Here is a 15175-nt window from a genome sequence, read left to right on the forward strand (position 1 = left end):
CCGATGTCGATACTGCTGACTACGGAATTCGAGCCGGAAATCGAGCTGGAAACGGTTCTGCGGGTGAATGATCTGCGGATTGTCAACGAGGTCGACGAGGTTGTCCTCGTAGGCGGTGTCGATTTCGAACTTCGACGCGGCGAGGTCCTCGGTATCGTCGGCGAATCGGGGAGCGGGAAGTCGATCAGCCTCCGGGCGGTGCTCGGTCTGCTCCCCGCCGGCCTTGCAGTCTTCGCCGGTACGATCGAACTCTTCGGCGAGGACACGTCGCATTTCACGAATGCAGACTGGAATCGTGTTCGCGGATCAGGAATTACGGCGGTCTTCCAAGATCCGGGCTCGTATCTGAATCCGTCGATCCAGGTTGGGAAGCAGGTCGCCGAAGTCCTGCGCGTCAAACGTGGGCTGGGTCGTCGGGCGGCAAAGACAGAGGCGTTGACCTTGCTCGGCGAAGTGCGGATTCACGACCCCGAGCTTGTGTTCCGGCAGTACCCGCACGAACTGTCCGGAGGGATGCTTCAACGGGTACTCCTCGCCATCGCGGTATCGCTCGAGCCACGAATTTTGATTGCCGACGAGGCAACAACGGCACTCGACGTCACGGTGCAGGCGGAGGTGCTCGACCTGATCGTCGATCTGACCGAGCGCCACGGGCTTTCGCTGATCGTCGTATCCCACGATCTTGCCGTCGTCGCACAAGTGGCCGACGAGGTTGTGGTGTTTCGTGACGGCGTCATCGTCGAACGCGGAGCGACTGCGCAGGTGCTGCGCGATCCGCGGCACGAGTACACCAGACTGCTCGTCTCGGAACACGAACTCTACGGTCTCGACCGCTTCACGAGCGAGGTTGCCGCACATGTCTCTTGACCCCCACGTGTCTTCTGGCCAGGCACCCCTGCTCGACGTCCGGAACCTCGACGTCTCCTACGGCCGTGGCACGAAGCGTCGTCAGATCCTCGACGACGTCAGCTTCCGAATCGCCCCCGGCGAAGCGCTCGGCCTGATCGGCGAGACAGGTTCGGGCAAGTCGACAATCGCGCGTGCGGTACTCGGACTCGTCGAGACCGATGGTGGAGAGATTCACGTCGACGGCCACGATCTCACATCGCTGTCGCGGGCCCAGTGGCGGCAAATCCGCCGAGAAGGTGTTGTGCAGTACGTGTTTCAGGATCCCTTGCGCAGTCTCGATCCGGAACGCACGATCGCGCAGTCCCTTGCCGAGCCTCTCGAAATAGCGGGTGTACTCGGTCGTGACGAGATCCGCGAGCGGGTTGCGGCTCGTCTGGCGACAGTGGCCCTCGACGCAGATATTCTTCCCCGATTTCCCGGCGAGATCTCGGGTGGTCAGCGACAACGGGTCGCGGTTGCGCGAGCCCTGATCACAGATCCGCGGCTCATCATCCTCGACGAACCGGTGAGCGCACTCGACTCGGCAAACCGGGTCAATGTCATCGAAATCCTTGCTTCACTGCGTGACTCGGGTGCAACGCTGCTGTTCATCTCTCACGACCTCGGATCCGTCGCGGGAGTCACGGATCGACTGATCGTGCTCTATCGAGGACGAGTCGTGGAAGAAGGCTCGACAGCCGATGTACTGCGTCGGCCCGCGCATCCGTACAGTCGACTTCTTGTCGGTTCGGCACCGACGTTGCACGGCGGCGCCGTCGACCGCGCAGAGCGCGAAGAACTTCGGCGGCTGCTGACGGAGCACGACGACACTGCGCTCAAAGCAGATTGAACTGCGCCACCTCGATGGTGTTCTCGACCGCCTCCGAGAGCGTGCGAATACGTTCGTCGGCGCCTGGCGCGGTCAAAATCGCCAGGCGATCGGCGTCACCCATCGGAATGCTCCTGGCGAGGGCATACAGCCGAGAACCCAGCGGATCCAAGGGATCCGGTGGGACGGGCATTCGCGGAGTCTGTTCGCCGGCCCGAAGTGCGAGCTTTCCCAACATTCCGTACATGAACTCGATGCGCTCGAGGAGAGAGTCGTATTCGTAAGCGGTGACAGGTGTTCCGTTGTTCTCGTCAGGCCACAATTCGACCTCGGCGAGTGGGTAAGGATCGTCCGGCAGCCAGCGATTGACGCGGATGCGGTCTTCGGTCCGGCAATACAACTGATACCGTCCGGCACCCATTGCGACATGAGACTCGATCCGAGCCAGAGTGCCGACGTCGTGGCGTGATTCGCCGCCACCGACCTCGTGGCCACGAGCGATGAGCACTACTCCGAACAGTGGGCCGTCGGCAGCTTCGAGAACGTTCTCTACCAGTGCGCGGTACCGGGGCTCGAAGATGTTCAGTGGCAACACCTCACCCGGAAGCAATGCAGAGCCGAGCGGAAACATGGGGAAGATGGGCATCAGGGGATTCTCAACCTCGGAATCGGAGGGACGGGGAAATCGCCGGGGCGATCGATTTCAGCGAGCAAGTGCTCGGACCACATCAGCAGGCCGGGGATGTCGAGGCCGTGCGGGCTTTCCACTTCGTAGTGCCTGATGCGGTCGTGACCCTGGCCGAGAAGTGAGACGGCACCGGTGTTGTTGCCCCGAAGTAGATGGGTGAGCCCGACGGCCAATTGAGCCAGTCCCTGCCACAGGTCACGCTCCTCGGCGGGAGCGTCCTTCCACGTTCCTTCGAAAATTTCGTGCGCGTGAAAAGGCATCCCGTGGTCGAGAAGACGCTGAGCCTCGGTGATCGACTCGTCCGGAGGGAGGCGCACATCGTCGGGAATGCGCGGGACGCCGCCCGCTGCGTCACGTGGCAGTGGACGGCCGAGTCCGTCGCGGGGCCGCGAATTGAGGGGCTTTCCAGCGGCGTCCCGGTCGCGTTCGGTCATACACTCAGCCTAACGGCAGCACCTCGGACGAAACCGCCGAAAGTTTTTTCGAGTCGCCTGTCGATTCCGGGGAGAACCGTTCGTCGTCATGTTGTAAGGCAAGAAAGCCGGAAGAGAAACAACAGACCAAGGAGTCAGTCATGAAGTACATGTTGCTCATCTACACCGCGCCCGGCGGAGACACCGAACCCCAGTGCACGTTCGAGGACTGGCAGCAATACGACAAGGAAATGAAGGATGCCGGTATCTGGGTGTCCGGCGATGCCCTCGCCGACCTGACGACTACGACAACGGTTCGGGTCTCGCAGTCCGGAGAAAAGACCGTCACCGACGGACCCTTCGCTGAAACCCGTGAGATCCTCGGCGGCTACGACGTCATCGACGTTCCTGATCTGGACGCGGCGCTGGCCTGGGCCGCGCGGTGCCCCGGCGCGCGCGACGGCGGCAGCGTCGAGGTGCGTCCACTGGCCGGGTTCGGGGACTGATTCGCCGTGGACGAGCAGGCCGAGAACTCCATCGAGTCAGTGTTCCGGGAGGAACGTGGACGACTCTTGGCCTCGCTCGTCCGCCGTTTCGGTGACCTGGATCTGGCCGAGGAAGTCACCTCCGAAGCCGTCGAGGCCGCGTTGGTGCACTGGCCGGTGGACGGAGTGCCGGCCAAACCCGGCGCCTGGCTGCTGACCACGGCGCGTCGCAAAGCCGTCGACAGGCTTCGTCGTGATCAGGCCTATGCGGCGCGATTGGCGGTGATGCAGGTGGACGCCGATCGTGCCGACCCGGCGCCTCCCACGGTCGACGGGGAACTTCCCGACGAGAGGTTGCAGCTGTTCTTCACCTGCTCGCACCCGGCGCTGGCCGAGGACGATCGAATCGCGATCACCTTGCGTTGCCTCGGCGGGTTGACGACGCCCGAAGTTGCTCGTGCCTTCCTCGTGCCTTCGGCGACCATGGCGCAGCGGATCGTGCGTGCGAAGAAGAAGATCCGTCAGGCTCGGATTCCTTTCCGAACTCCCAGCGCCGAAGAACTCCCGGAGCGTCTGCCCGGTGTTCTGCAGGTGATCTATTCGGTGTTCACCGAAGGGTATGCCGCCAGTTCGGGTCCGGATCTGCAACGCGTCGACTTAGCGGTAGAGGCGATCAGGCTGGCGAGGATCTTGCGCGCTTTGCTTCCCGATGAGCGCGAGATCGCCGGGTTGCTGGCGTTGATGCTCCTCGTCCACGCGCGTCGAGATGCCCGTACTGACGCCGGTGGCGGGATCGTCCTCCTCGAGGACCAGGATCGCGGGTGCTGGGACCAGCCGATGATCGAGGAAGGCAGCGACCTCGTCGTGGTCGCGTTGACCGGGGGAGCGCCGGGGCCGTACGGGGTGCAGGCTGCCATCGCCGCATTGCATGACGAGGCGGCGGATGTGGAGAGCACCGACTGGCCGCAGATCTGCGCGCTCTACGGAGTGCTCCTCACGTTGACGCCTTCGCCTGTCGTCGCAGTCAACAGGGCAGTGGCGCTGGCGATGCGCGACGGCGAGGAGGTTGGGCTGGCAGCGTTGGAAGAACTGGCAGCGGAGCCCAAACTTGCCGACTACCACCCGTATCACCTCGCGCGCGCCGAACTGCTCGCGCGGTTGGGGCGCACCGACGCGGCAATGTCTGCATACCGACGTGCGCTGAATTTGGTTGGTACGGAACCGGAGCGGGCCTACTTGGAGCGTCGGCTCGGTGAGATCTCTGACTGATCGGTGCGTCAGACCAATTCGAGTCTTCGGGCCATGTCGGACACAAAAACACCTGTCGGATCGATATTTCTGCGCATCTGGATCCACTCGTCGATTCGCGGATACATCGAGTGGAAGTTCGCCGCGGTAGTCCGAGAGTCCTTGGCGGTGTAGAGGCGACCGCCGAATTCGAGTACCCGTTTGTCGAGGGATGCGACGAACTCACCCAGGCCGGGCTTGATCGGGAAGTCGAAGGCGACGTTCCACCCGGACATCGGAAAGCTCAGTGGGGCAGCGTTTCCCCCGCCGAACAGTTTGAAGACGTTGAGTGCCGAGTAGTGCCCCGAGCCCTGGATGTCGCGGATGGCGCTCTTGAATTCGTCCACTGCCTCGACCGGCACCACGAACTGATATTGCAGGAATCCCTTGGACCCGTACGCGCGGTTCCACTCACCGATGAGGTCGAGTGGGTGATAGAACTGCGTCAGGTTCTGCACCTTCCCGACGTAGTTGCCACCGGTGCGGTAGTAGAACTCGCCGATCGCTGACGCCGATAGCTTGTTCATCAAGCCGTTGGGGAAAACATCCGGTGTCGTGAACAGTTGTGGCGCATCGAATTTCAACGGGTTCTTCTGCAATTTCAGCGGAAGCTGGTCGACGGTCGCCAACGAACCACGCGTGATCGAGGCCCGGCCGAGCTTCGGCGGCGCACTGACTGCATCGAACCAGGCGCTCGAATACGTGTAGTCGGCTTCGCTGCCGTCGCTGTGAAAAGCGACGGTTTCGTCCAGGCTTGCGGTCAGTGCGCCGTCGTTGACGAAGTATGCCGTTTCGGTCGGCGTCATCTCGAGGGTGACGCGCAGGATGATCCCGGTCAGTCCGATCCCGCCGACGGTAGCCCAGAAGAGTTCGGATGTCGGGCCTTGCGGCTCCAGTGTTCGGATACTGCCGTCAGCAGTGAGCAGATCCATCGAGCGGACATGATTTCCGAAGCTGCCCTCGGTGTGGTGGTTCTTGCCGTGAATATCGCAGGCGATCGCTCCGCCGATGGTTACCTGGCGTGTTCCGGGGAGTACCGGTACCCAGAGACCGAATGGTAGCGCCGCGCGCATCAGCTGATCGAGAGAGACTCCCGCGTCCATCTTCACGAGACGGGACTCGGCATCGATCTTGTGAATTCGACGGAAGGCAGTCATGTCGATGACCAAGCCGCCGGTGTTCTGCGCGTTGTCTCCGTAAGACCGGCCCAGGCCACGAGCGATGACTCCACGTCGGAGGTGCAACGGCTTGTCCGCGTTGTCGTCTGCGACGCGGGCGACGGCCTTTGCGATCGCCTCTACATCAGGAGTCGAAACGACATGCGAGGTAGTTCGGGCTGTGCGACCCCAACCGCCGAGGACGGTGGACGCAGAGGTTGGCAGATCGGTGGCGTAGTCGGACACGAAATCCGAGGGTACCTGTTTGCGGACCAACTGGTCTGAAACTGATGGATGCTCGGTTCGCCTATCGCGGGACGTCGAGATCGAAGTACAGGGTCTCGGACCAGTAACCGAGGCCGAGCTCGCGTAGCGGTTCCTCGACGCTCTCCTGAGTCGGCGTGAACAGCCGCTCCCAGAAGCGCGGCTTGGCGGGTGCGAGTGTGGCCAGAGCCGCCTCCATCTCGGCGTCGATGTCCGCCAGACCGGTCATCAGGGCCGCGCCCTGTTCGGCGAACGGTTCGTCGTCCATGTCGAAGATCTCGCCGCACTCGAGGACGAAGTAGTGGTCGGGCTCGGTGTGGCTGCGCAGGAAACGCAGCGCATCGCCGGCCATCGTGCCGAGTTCGGGGTGATCGATTCTGCCGAGGAAGTCTTCGAGCCGGGCGATACCAGGACCGCAGGGCGCGGTGACCGCGATCAGGTCTGGGGTGTCGTCCCAGATGACCGACTGGTGGGCGAAGGGATTCACGGACACAAGGATCCTCGGGACCAGCGGTATCGCGTACGACCACTCGGAGATACCGGTGAGACCTCGGGCGCGAGCGGCAGCCGGATTCTCATGCGGAGCAACAGGGGTTGAGTAGAGATAGGTGCGGTTGGCCACTGGCCGAGTCCTTTCAGCGGTCGGTGTCACCTGATTCAGGCGGCGCCCACCATCCTCAATGCCAGGTCTCCGTACAGTTTTCCAATGTCTTCCGGATTCGTGTAATTGCCGGCCGGGAACCAGCGGCACACGTCGACGCACAGGGACATCAAGGCGAGGGTGACGCCTTCGGCATCGGGGATCGTGAAGTCGCCCGACTGGACGCCGGCGTCGACAACCTCCCGGACCACCCGCGTCGTGCTGCGGCGAAGCGCGACGACGGTTCGGTAGTGCTCTGGTGTGAGTGCAGTGAGTTCGTATTGGACGACGCGAGCGAGTGAGTGGTGCCCGGCCTGCCAACTGGCGAAGGTGCTGACCAGTTCCTGGAGGCGAACGGACGGCTCTTCACCCGGTCTGTCGGCGCCCTCGACCACCTTCAACGCTTCGGTGTGACCTTCGAAGCTGATCGCGAAAAGCAGCTCTTCTTTCGAGCGGTAGTGCGGGTACATGGCGGCGGGACTCATGTCGAGTCGTGCGGCGATGTCACGGGTGGTGGTGCCGCCGTAGCCCGCGGAGGCAAAAGCGTCCACGGCTGCCGCGCGGATACGGGCCGCAGCTTTGGAGGGGCTGATCACCACGTCAGGTGAATCGCTCACGGTTTCCTCCAGGTGTGACGGATTTCGATGTTGACAATATCCCGCTCTCGATTCACTATAAGCAGATGCTTAGATTCTAAGCGAATGCTTAGGAACATCGTTACGTGTGGCATTGCCACGCCGAAAGGAAGCAACTCGTCATGCGTCGCACTCTGTACGGACCCGATCACGAGGCATTTCGCGAATCTGCCCGCGAATTCGTCAACCGGAACATCCTTCCGGTCGCAGAGAAGCTGATCGACCAGCGCTTCATCGATCGTGAAATCTGGCTCGAAGCGGGACGCAACGGCTTCCTCGGACTCGAGGTTCCAGAGGCGTACGGCGGAAGCGAAGCCGGCGACTACCGCTTCAACGCTGTTCTGGCCGAAGAACTCTCGCGTGCCAGTGCAGCTGTTGCCTCGAGCTTCGGCATCCATGCCGACGTCGTTGCTCCGTACCTCGTTCAGCTCACCACCGAAGAGCAGAAGCAGCGTTGGCTGCCCAAGTTCTGCACCGGTGAGATGCTGACGGCCATCGGCATGACCGAGCCTTCCGGCGGATCCGACCTCGCCTCGCTCAAGACCACTGCGGTCAAGGACGGCGACGACTGGATCATCAACGGCTCCAAGACCTTCATCACCAACGGCTACAACGCTGATCTCGTGATCGTGGCGGCGCGGACCAGTCCCGAGAAGAAGTCCAAGGGCATCACGCTCTTTGCCGTCGAAACCGGCATGGAAGGTTTCGAGCGCGGACGCAAGCTCGACAAGGTCGGCCAGCACGAGTCCGATACCGCTGAACTGTTCTTCGAGAACGTTCGCGTGCCGTCCACCAACATCATCGGTGAGATCGACCGCGGGTTTATCCACATGATGGAAATGCTGCCGCAGGAGCGCGTCGGCGCTGCGGTGTCCAACATCGCGCACGCCGCTCCGATCCTCGAAGAGACGCTGCAATATGCCAAGGACCGCAAGGCTTTCGGTCAGCCGATCGGCTCGCTGCAGTGGAACAAATTCCTTCTCGCGGATCTCGTCACCCGCATCGAGGTCACCCAGGCCTATGTCGACAACTGCGTCGCAGCACACGCTGCCGGCGAGCTGACCGCCATCGACGCCGCCAAGGCGAAGTGGTGGACCGCGCAGGTTCAGAACGAGGTCCTCGATCACTGTGTTCAGTTGCACGGCGGCTACGGCTTCATGACCGAGTACCGCGCCGCTCGCGCGTGGATGGACGCCCGCGTCACCAAGATCTGGGCCGGATCCAACGAGATCATGAAGGAACTCATCGGCCGCGATCTCGGCCTGTAATTTCGCAACTGCAGTCCATATGTCACTGCAGTCCATACGTCACTTCCCGAACCCGACGACACAGGAGCATCACCGCGCATGTCTGTTCTCGACAAGTTCTCTCTGACCGATCGAGTGGTCATCGTGACCGGTGCGTCGTCGGGCCTCGGGGTGGCGTTTGCGAAAGCCGCAGCAGAGGCCGGCGCGGACGTCGTCCTCGCTGCTCGCCGCGTCGACAAGCTCGAAGACACGGCCAAGCTCGTGCGTGACGCAGGCCGCGAAGCGTTGTGCGTGGCCACCGACATCGTCGATCCGGCTCAGGCTCAGAACATGGTCGACGCCGCGATGGAGAAGTTCGGCCGCGTGGACGTACTGGTCAACAACGCCGGCGTCGGAACCGCTGTTCCGGCAACCCGTGAGACCCCGGACCAGTTCCGCGCCGTCATCGACATCAACCTCAATGGGTCCTACTGGGCAGCGCAGGCCTGCGGCCGCGTCATGCTCCCGGGCAGCTCCATCGTCAACATCTCGAGCATTCTCGGATTGACGACCGCCGGACTCCCACAGGCCGCCTATGCGGCGAGCAAGGCAGGCGTCGTCGGATTGACCCGTGACCTCGCACAGCAGTGGGGAACGCGCAAGGGCATTCGCGTCAACGCGATCGCGCCAGGCTTCTTCAAGTCGGAAATGACCGACCAATACAACGACGGCTACTTGGACGCGATGGCTCCGCGCCTGATCCTCGGCCGCATGGGCGATCCTGAAGAGCTCGCGGCCACCATGGTGTGGCTCGCGTCCGAGGCAGGCGGATACGTCACCGGTCAGACCATCGCCGTCGACGGAGGAATCACCATCACCTGACGCCGATGCCGAGATGTCGCCGGCTTTGCCGTATAAGTAGCTGGTGACCTCTCGCGCCGAACCTCAGGAGAACTGGGAAGACCGTCCGCCACCATCCATGGCTGCGACGGAGCTTCTGCGTGACCTGCCGGTGACTGCCCGCGGCGTCCGGACCAGGGCTTCTCTGGTCGCAGCGGCTCGAACGGTGTTCGAGCGCGCAGGGTATCTCGATGCCCGTCTGACGGACATCACCAAGGAAGCGAACTGCTCCACCGGCACGTTCTACACCTACTTCGACAACAAAGAGCAGATCTTCGCCGCAGTTCTCGACGTTGCGCAGGAAGACATGTTGCACCCCGGCATGGGACGGGTCCGCGACGTCGACAATCCGTATGCGGTCCTCGAATCGAGCAACCGTGCCTACCTGACGGCGTTTCGCCGCAACGCCAAACTGATGGGTCTGCTCGAGCAGGTATCGCACATCGATCCGGCCTTCGCGAAACTGCGTCGGGACCGAGCCGAGACCTTCATTTCTCGTAATGCCCGAGCCATCGAACGCTTGCAAGCAGCTGGCAAGGCAGACGGCTCGTTGGATCCGCTGTTGGCTTCCCGAGCACTGTCGGCGATGGTGAGCCGTCTTGCCTACAGTTCGTTCGTCTCCGAGGAACCTGGCGCCGACGGCAACCCCGTCCCGTTCGAGGACGTCGTCAAGACGGCTACTCAGGTGTGGGCCAACGCGCTGGGCCTCGAAGGCGACCGCGGGTAGTTTCAGCCTTCGCCGCGGGCCGCGAACTGCTGCTCGAGGCTGTGGCGCAACGTCTCCTCGCTGTTCCTGACAGCGTTTTCGACGAACGGCCCGATCAAGCGGCCGAGAGCTTTGCCGGCAATGCCGCCGGGGAGTTTGTAGGCGAAGTCGACGGAAAGCTCGGTCTTGGAATCGTCGATCGCGGCGAACTCCCACGTGGACGAGTTGGATACACCGCCGAGCGAAGACAGCTTGATGATCCGATTCTTCTCCCACTCGGTGACCTCGAGCTTGGAGCGCAACGTGCTTGGCCCGATCTGCATGGCCGCGTCGAACGTGGCGCCGAGCCCCTGATCGAACTCTCCGAACGGTGTGAACTCGGAAACACCGAACATCCACGTCGGGACGTTGCGGTAGTCGTCGATGTAGTCGAAGGCGACATCAACCGGCACGGCAGCAACCGCGGAGTGGCGAACATGGATCATGACTGGTCCCTGTCTTTCGGTGAACATCGACTGTAACCAATGGCACCGACGCGTTCGGCGGCGGCGCAACGGCGATCTACGGTATCGGTATGACGAACGAGCTTCCGGTACGCGGGTCCTGGCGCGATTACGAAGACCTGGGACTGCCGAAACCGCTCGCTGCGGCGCTGGAGGCGTTCGTCGAGCAGGGCTATCACGGGACTTCGATCCGTGACGTCGCGTCGCGGTCCGGGCTGTCGGTGCCGGGGCTCTACCATCACTACCCGTCCAAGCAGGCTCTGTTGATCGGTCTGGCGACCGTGGTGATGACGGAGTTGTTGGAGCGAAGTCGCGCCGCCGAACTCGACGCAGGGGACGATCCCTCTGATCGCTTCGACGCGGTGATCGAATCTCTGTTGCGGTTCCACATGTTTCGACGCGAGCAGTCGTTCGTCGCTTCCTCCGAGATCCGCAGCATGGAGCCCGACAGTCGGGCTGGTTACATCGCGCAGCGCGACGAACAGCAGAAGCAGGTGGACCGGATCGTCCTCGACGGCGTTGCTTCGGGCGTGTTCGATGCCGACCATCCCGAGGATGCCAGCCGAGCTGTCGTGACGATGTGCGTCGCCGTCGCGGTGTGGTACCGACCGGACGGTGAGTTGTCTCCGGACGAGTTGGTGGAGAGGTATCTGGAGATAGCGCGTCGGATGGTGGGGGCGTAGGGGCGATCACCCGGGATGCTTCAGCATTTCGAGGGCCACATCCCGGCCGACGTCGAAGGGGTCGGTGCCGATACCGATACCGTCTGCGACGAGGGCGCCTTCGTGAAGCAGCATGATTGCCTCGACGAGACGTTCGTCGGCTTGCCCGTCCGTCGCCAGAATGCGCCGGAAAAGGTCTAACATCTCCCGCTTCTGTTCGGCGATGACAGCGAACACCGGATGTGACCGATCGCTGAACTCGGCGTGAGCGTTGACCATGCTGCAACCTTTGCCTCCGCTCGCCTTGGACCAGGAGGCGGAAGCGTCGAATGCCGCACTCAACTGCTCGGCGCGGCTGTGTCCGGCTGATGCGAGCTTCTTGTCGCGAAAGGCTCGCCACCGCCGATCTCGATCCTTCAGATATTCCACGACGAGGCCGTCTTTCGAGCCGAACCGCTCGTACAGAGTCTTCTTCGTGACCCCGGCGTCCAGTGCGACGGTATCCACGCCTACGGCGTGAATTCCCTTTTCGTAGAACAGCTTCGACGCCGACTCCAGAATGCGACGTGCTTTCGGAGTCAAGTCGGGTACGGATTCGTCTGCCATGGACAAAAGTATACCGATCTGTATAGTCGACTCCATGAGTAAACAGATCGGTATACCTCGGATCGTGACCTCGAGATCTGCCGTGACGGCTACCTTGTCGGTCCTGTTCGTCGCATGCTGGAGTTCGGGATTCATCGGAGCCAAACTCGGCGCCGGCAGTGCCGAGGTCTCCACGCTGCTGATGTGGCGTTTTCTCCCGCTTGCGGCGGTACTGGTCCCGATTGTCTGGCTGTCCGCCCGGCGCCGGAACGCGATGCCGACACCGCGGGCTGTCGGCAGGCAGGTGGTGATCGGAATACTCTCCCAGAGCGGCTACCTGTTGTCTGTGTACTGGGCAGTCGATCTCGGCGTGAACACCGGAACCACAGCGCTGATCGACGGTATTCAGCCGCTGGTGGCAGCCGCGCTGCTCGGCCCGGTCCTCGGTGTCGCAGTCCCGCGGATGCAGTGGATCGGTTTAGCGATCGGACTGGCCGGCGTCGCGATGGTCACGGCAGCCGACGCCGGGGCCGGTACATCGGCCCCGTGGTGGGCGTACGCGATTCCGTTCCTGGGAATGCTCAGCCTCGTTGCATCCACCTTCGTTCAGCAACGCGCTCCCACGTCCACGCCGCCACTGCAGGCTTTGGCCATCCACTGCTCAACCAGCGCAATAGTTTTCACAACTCTGGCGATCGTCTCGGGTGCTGCCGTACCGCCGAGTGTCAGCACATTCTGGATCGCATTGCTCTGGTTGATCGTGTTGTCCACCTTCGGCGGATACGGGCTGTACTGGTTGTTGCTCCGCCGCATCGGCATCACGTCCGTCAACACCTTGATGTTCTTGATCGCCCCCGTCACCGCGGTCTGGGGCGCACTGATGTTCGGAGAATCCTTCACTCCGTTCACCGCTCTCGGCTTGGCGGTGGGCATCGTCGCCGTCGTCGTGGTCACCCGGGTGGACAATCGACCGAAGAAGCATGACGAGAGCACGGATTCCTGCCCGGCAAGAGCTCCGATCACGTCGCGCTGACGAAGCCCGATCGCGATGTGAACCGCTCGCGGAGCGTGGTGATTTGTTCTGCGGTGAGCTTGAGTCCGTCGATTGCGTAGTCCTCGACTGTGCCGAAGCGCGTGCGCATTTCGTCGAGCGCGGCGTCGAAGTAGCTGTCACGGACTCCGAGGAGCGGCCGGAGCAGTTCTCCGTCAACGCCTTTGCTTGCGGCGAAGTCGAGGATCGGTTCCGTCATGGGCGCCAGATCGGTGTTCGTCTCCAGGTAGTCGGCGCGTACATCGGCTTCGTCGGCGCCGAGGAGGAGCAAGAAAGAGGTCGCGGCCCACCCGGTGCGATCTTTGCCGGTGGTGCAGTGGAAAAGTGCTGCACCGGTTCTTGTTTCGTCGATGAGGTCGAGATAGAACGCGCGGTAGGCGTCGAGGGCGGACGGCAGGCTGACGAAGTTGCGGTTCGCTTCCTCCATCTGTGCGATCCCACGTCCATCGCTGATGGTCTCGGCGTACGCGACCGGGTCCGTCATGAGTAGTCCGGTGGCCGCGGCGTTTTGGGCATTGTCGGCGAGAACGTCGAGCCAGACCGTCCGCGTCGAGTCAGGGAGATTGTCGAGTGCGCCGTCGCGCTCGGCAGCGGTCCTCAGGTCGTAGACCGTCCGGACGTCCAAGTCGGCGACCGCGGCGACGTCGTCGCCGTCGAGTTTCGCGAGCGTCGCCGAACGGTAGAGCGCGCCGGCGCGGACGGTGCCATCAGCAACGGGAATGCCACCGAGATCCCGGAAGTTCGGAGCGGTCTTCAGGAGAACGCGACGATCGAGCGGGTGAGTTGGCATGGCTGACTCCTTGTGGGTTCCGTTTCCGAACTGATCATTCATGCCTTCTGCACACTGCGCACGAGCTTTTCGGCATTGCGTCTCTTGATCCACTTGTCGATGACGAGAGCCATGAAGATCCACCCTCCCAACGCCGTGATCACCCACACGATGATCGGGGCGAGGATCCAGGACCCGACGCCGCTGATCTCAATGCCGTCGGGGACCAGGGTCGCAACCCAGAGCGCGAGCAGCGTGGCGACCAAGCCGACACCGCCCGCGAGCGGAGCCGCGTAGTGCAGTGCCACGCTGAGCACGAATGGGCCGAGAATCATGTGGGCGAGGGTGAATACACCGATAGCGGCCAAGAAACCGTTGACGCTCAGGCTGACCCCGGGAAGAGCGAAATGCACGACGATCAGCGCGATCGCGCCGAGTACGCATTGCGAAACGAGCTGAAATAACAGACGCATGGCTTGTACCTCCGTGATCAGGTCGAGTCACCCGAGAGTGGTGTGTGCGTGGGGAACGCTTTGCTGGAGGGCCTCGGGACGAGGTGCCGTCCAGGTGCCGTCGAGCACGTCGGGGCGGGGGCGGTACAGGCGCAGTACGTAGTTCCAGCCCGGCATGATGGGCAGTGCGTTCGCGACGCCGTCGAGATTGACGCCGAACCGGATGGTGGTGCTGCCGTCGGAGTCGGGGGTGGCTGTGAGGCTGTTGATGCTGTTGACGCCCAAGGCGTTCTCTTCGAAGTATCCGGCTGCGTTGTACAGCGAGACCGACCAGAACGCATCCACGGGAACATCGTTCAGGCGGAGACGGTATTCCCCGACCGGGAGACGTTCGTCGAAGTTGACGTAGGTGGCCTCGTACTCGGGAAGGCCACCCCAGCCGGATGCGGTACCGAGCAGGTGCCTGATCGGGTCGACTTCCGCCGCGGTGCCGAATGAATGGTCGTAGGTGGTGATGCCACGAGCGAGTGCGAGGAGCGCGTCGCGGGTCTCGGTCTGCGACTGTTCGTCGTAGTCGGGCAACGGGAACTCGCCCGTTCCACCGCCGTCGATGGTGAGGGCGTCTTGCAACCGGTTCACCTCGGCGACGTCTTCGGGGCTGTTCGGATCGACGAGGATGCGCACGATCAGTGCGGCGTAGTCGGTCCCGACCAATTCGCGTGTGAGCAGGTGCTCTCCCGGATCGCGCAGGATGACGGGACCGAAATGATCTTGACTGACCACCCAGACGGAGATGTAGCGCTTGCCGGTATCGGGCACCGTGATCGTGACGTTTTCGCGCACGTCGATGATCGCGCTGCTGTACAGGGTGTCGCGGTTCTGGCGGATGATCGGCTGGTTGTCGAGTGACCCGAGCTCGCGAGTGTGGTTCCACGTGCCCAGGCCGACGCCCGCGGCCAGGCGAGCGAACATGAGATCGGATTCTGCCCGATTGAAGTTCAGGACGTTGACGGCGATCGTGGACATAGCGGATTC

The 15175-nt window shown here is 62.7% G+C and carries 19 protein-coding genes; 9 read left to right on the forward strand and 10 right to left on the reverse strand.

What is annotated here, in order from left to right:
* Nucleotides 1-3 precede the first annotated feature (3 nt).
* A complete protein-coding gene (locus R4P70_RS03660; protein WP_317830411.1) occupies nucleotides 4-867 on the forward strand; it encodes an ABC transporter ATP-binding protein in 864 nt (287 codons plus the stop codon).
* A complete protein-coding gene (locus tag R4P70_RS03665) occupies nucleotides 857-1738 on the forward strand; it encodes an ABC transporter ATP-binding protein (protein ID WP_283384161.1) in 882 nt (293 codons plus the stop codon). Before R4P70_RS03660 ends, R4P70_RS03665 begins: the two co-directional genes overlap by 11 nt.
* Here R4P70_RS03665 and R4P70_RS03670 read toward each other — a convergent pair.
* A complete protein-coding gene (locus R4P70_RS03670; RefSeq protein ID WP_003940076.1) occupies nucleotides 1725-2363 on the reverse strand; it encodes an LON peptidase substrate-binding domain-containing protein in 639 nt (212 codons plus the stop codon). The two genes, R4P70_RS03665 and R4P70_RS03670, sit on opposite strands and share 14 nt — an antisense overlap.
* The gene (locus tag R4P70_RS03675; RefSeq protein ID WP_042953026.1) at nucleotides 2363-2839 is read right to left on the reverse strand and encodes a DUF309 domain-containing protein; all 477 of its coding nucleotides are present in this window, start codon (nucleotides 2837-2839) and stop codon (nucleotides 2363-2365) included. Before R4P70_RS03675 ends, R4P70_RS03670 begins: the two co-directional genes overlap by 1 nt.
* A gap of 140 nt (nucleotides 2840-2979) precedes the next feature.
* Here R4P70_RS03675 and R4P70_RS03680 point away from each other — a divergent pair, with 140 nt between their 5' ends.
* Together R4P70_RS03680 and R4P70_RS03685 are read left to right on the forward strand one after the other, a co-directional pair.
* On the forward strand, nucleotides 2980-3324 hold the full coding sequence (locus tag R4P70_RS03680) for a YciI family protein (protein WP_007730031.1): 345 nt from the start codon (nucleotides 2980-2982) through the stop codon (nucleotides 3322-3324).
* 6 nt (nucleotides 3325-3330) lie between these two features.
* Entirely contained in the window at nucleotides 3331-4572 is a 1242-nt protein-coding gene (locus R4P70_RS03685; protein ID WP_020970926.1) for an RNA polymerase sigma factor, read from the forward strand.
* 8 nt (nucleotides 4573-4580) lie between these two features.
* Here R4P70_RS03685 and R4P70_RS03690 read toward each other — a convergent pair whose 3' ends face one another.
* The 3 genes from R4P70_RS03690 to R4P70_RS03700 form a co-directional block, all read right to left on the reverse strand.
* Nucleotides 4581-5993: an FAD-binding oxidoreductase gene (locus tag R4P70_RS03690; RefSeq protein WP_317830412.1), complete on the reverse strand. Its 1413-nt coding sequence runs from the start codon at nucleotides 5991-5993 to the stop codon at nucleotides 4581-4583.
* A 61-nt stretch (nucleotides 5994-6054) separates the two neighbouring features.
* Nucleotides 6055-6633: a hypothetical protein gene (locus tag R4P70_RS03695; RefSeq protein WP_020970924.1), complete on the reverse strand. Its 579-nt coding sequence runs from the start codon at nucleotides 6631-6633 to the stop codon at nucleotides 6055-6057.
* Nucleotides 6634-6668: 35 nt separating this feature from the next.
* Entirely contained in the window at nucleotides 6669-7268 is a 600-nt protein-coding gene (locus R4P70_RS03700) for a TetR/AcrR family transcriptional regulator (protein ID WP_020970923.1), read from the reverse strand.
* A gap of 140 nt (nucleotides 7269-7408) precedes the next feature.
* Here R4P70_RS03700 and R4P70_RS03705 point away from each other — a divergent pair, with 140 nt between their 5' ends.
* The 3 genes from R4P70_RS03705 to R4P70_RS03715 all read left to right on the forward strand — a co-directional run bounded on the left by R4P70_RS03705 (nucleotide 7409) and on the right by R4P70_RS03715 (nucleotide 10139).
* Nucleotides 7409-8554 (forward strand): acyl-CoA dehydrogenase family protein, encoded by a 1146-nt coding sequence (locus tag R4P70_RS03705; protein WP_007730036.1) that lies wholly within the window; start codon nucleotides 7409-7411, stop codon nucleotides 8552-8554.
* Nucleotides 8555-8632: 78 nt separating this feature from the next.
* Nucleotides 8633-9394, forward strand: a complete 762-nt coding sequence (locus R4P70_RS03710; protein WP_003939707.1) for an SDR family NAD(P)-dependent oxidoreductase — start codon at nucleotides 8633-8635, stop codon at nucleotides 9392-9394.
* Nucleotides 9395-9491: 97 nt separating this feature from the next.
* Complete coding sequence (locus R4P70_RS03715) at nucleotides 9492-10139, forward strand: TetR/AcrR family transcriptional regulator (RefSeq protein WP_019745481.1); 648 nt, start codon at nucleotides 9492-9494, stop codon at nucleotides 10137-10139.
* A 2-nt stretch (nucleotides 10140-10141) separates the two neighbouring features.
* Here R4P70_RS03715 and R4P70_RS03720 read toward each other — a convergent pair whose 3' ends face one another.
* A complete protein-coding gene (locus R4P70_RS03720) occupies nucleotides 10142-10603 on the reverse strand; it encodes an SRPBCC family protein (RefSeq protein ID WP_019745480.1) in 462 nt (153 codons plus the stop codon).
* Between the two features lie 89 nt (nucleotides 10604-10692).
* Between R4P70_RS03720 and R4P70_RS03725 the strand changes: the two genes are divergently transcribed.
* Nucleotides 10693-11304: a TetR/AcrR family transcriptional regulator gene (locus R4P70_RS03725; protein WP_021345650.1), complete on the forward strand. Its 612-nt coding sequence runs from the start codon at nucleotides 10693-10695 to the stop codon at nucleotides 11302-11304.
* Nucleotides 11305-11310: 6 nt separating this feature from the next.
* Here R4P70_RS03725 and R4P70_RS03730 read toward each other — a convergent pair whose 3' ends face one another.
* Entirely contained in the window at nucleotides 11311-11889 is a 579-nt protein-coding gene (locus R4P70_RS03730) for a TetR/AcrR family transcriptional regulator (protein WP_256062844.1), read from the reverse strand.
* Nucleotides 11890-11971: 82 nt separating this feature from the next.
* Between R4P70_RS03730 and R4P70_RS03735 the strand changes: the two genes are divergently transcribed.
* Nucleotides 11972-12901, forward strand: a complete 930-nt coding sequence (locus R4P70_RS03735; RefSeq protein ID WP_317830737.1) for a DMT family transporter — start codon at nucleotides 11972-11974, stop codon at nucleotides 12899-12901.
* Here the strand turns inward: R4P70_RS03735 and R4P70_RS03740 are convergent.
* From R4P70_RS03740 to R4P70_RS03750, 3 genes are read right to left on the reverse strand one after another with little or no spacing between them, the layout of a single operon-like run.
* Nucleotides 12888-13709 (reverse strand): tyrosine-protein phosphatase, encoded by an 822-nt coding sequence (locus R4P70_RS03740; RefSeq protein ID WP_317830413.1) that lies wholly within the window; start codon nucleotides 13707-13709, stop codon nucleotides 12888-12890. The two genes, R4P70_RS03735 and R4P70_RS03740, sit on opposite strands and share 14 nt — an antisense overlap.
* A gap of 38 nt (nucleotides 13710-13747) precedes the next feature.
* Nucleotides 13748-14161: a phage holin family protein gene (locus R4P70_RS03745; protein ID WP_003940418.1), complete on the reverse strand. Its 414-nt coding sequence runs from the start codon at nucleotides 14159-14161 to the stop codon at nucleotides 13748-13750.
* A 27-nt stretch (nucleotides 14162-14188) separates the two neighbouring features.
* Nucleotides 14189-15166, reverse strand: a complete 978-nt coding sequence (locus R4P70_RS03750; RefSeq protein ID WP_070385179.1) for a DUF1214 domain-containing protein — start codon at nucleotides 15164-15166, stop codon at nucleotides 14189-14191.
* Nucleotides 15167-15175 lie beyond the last annotated feature (9 nt).

Origin of the sequence: Rhodococcus sp. IEGM 1241 (assembly GCF_033142365.1) — a bacterium.
Lineage (GTDB): Bacteria > Actinomycetota > Actinomycetes > Mycobacteriales > Mycobacteriaceae > Rhodococcus_F > Rhodococcus_F erythropolis.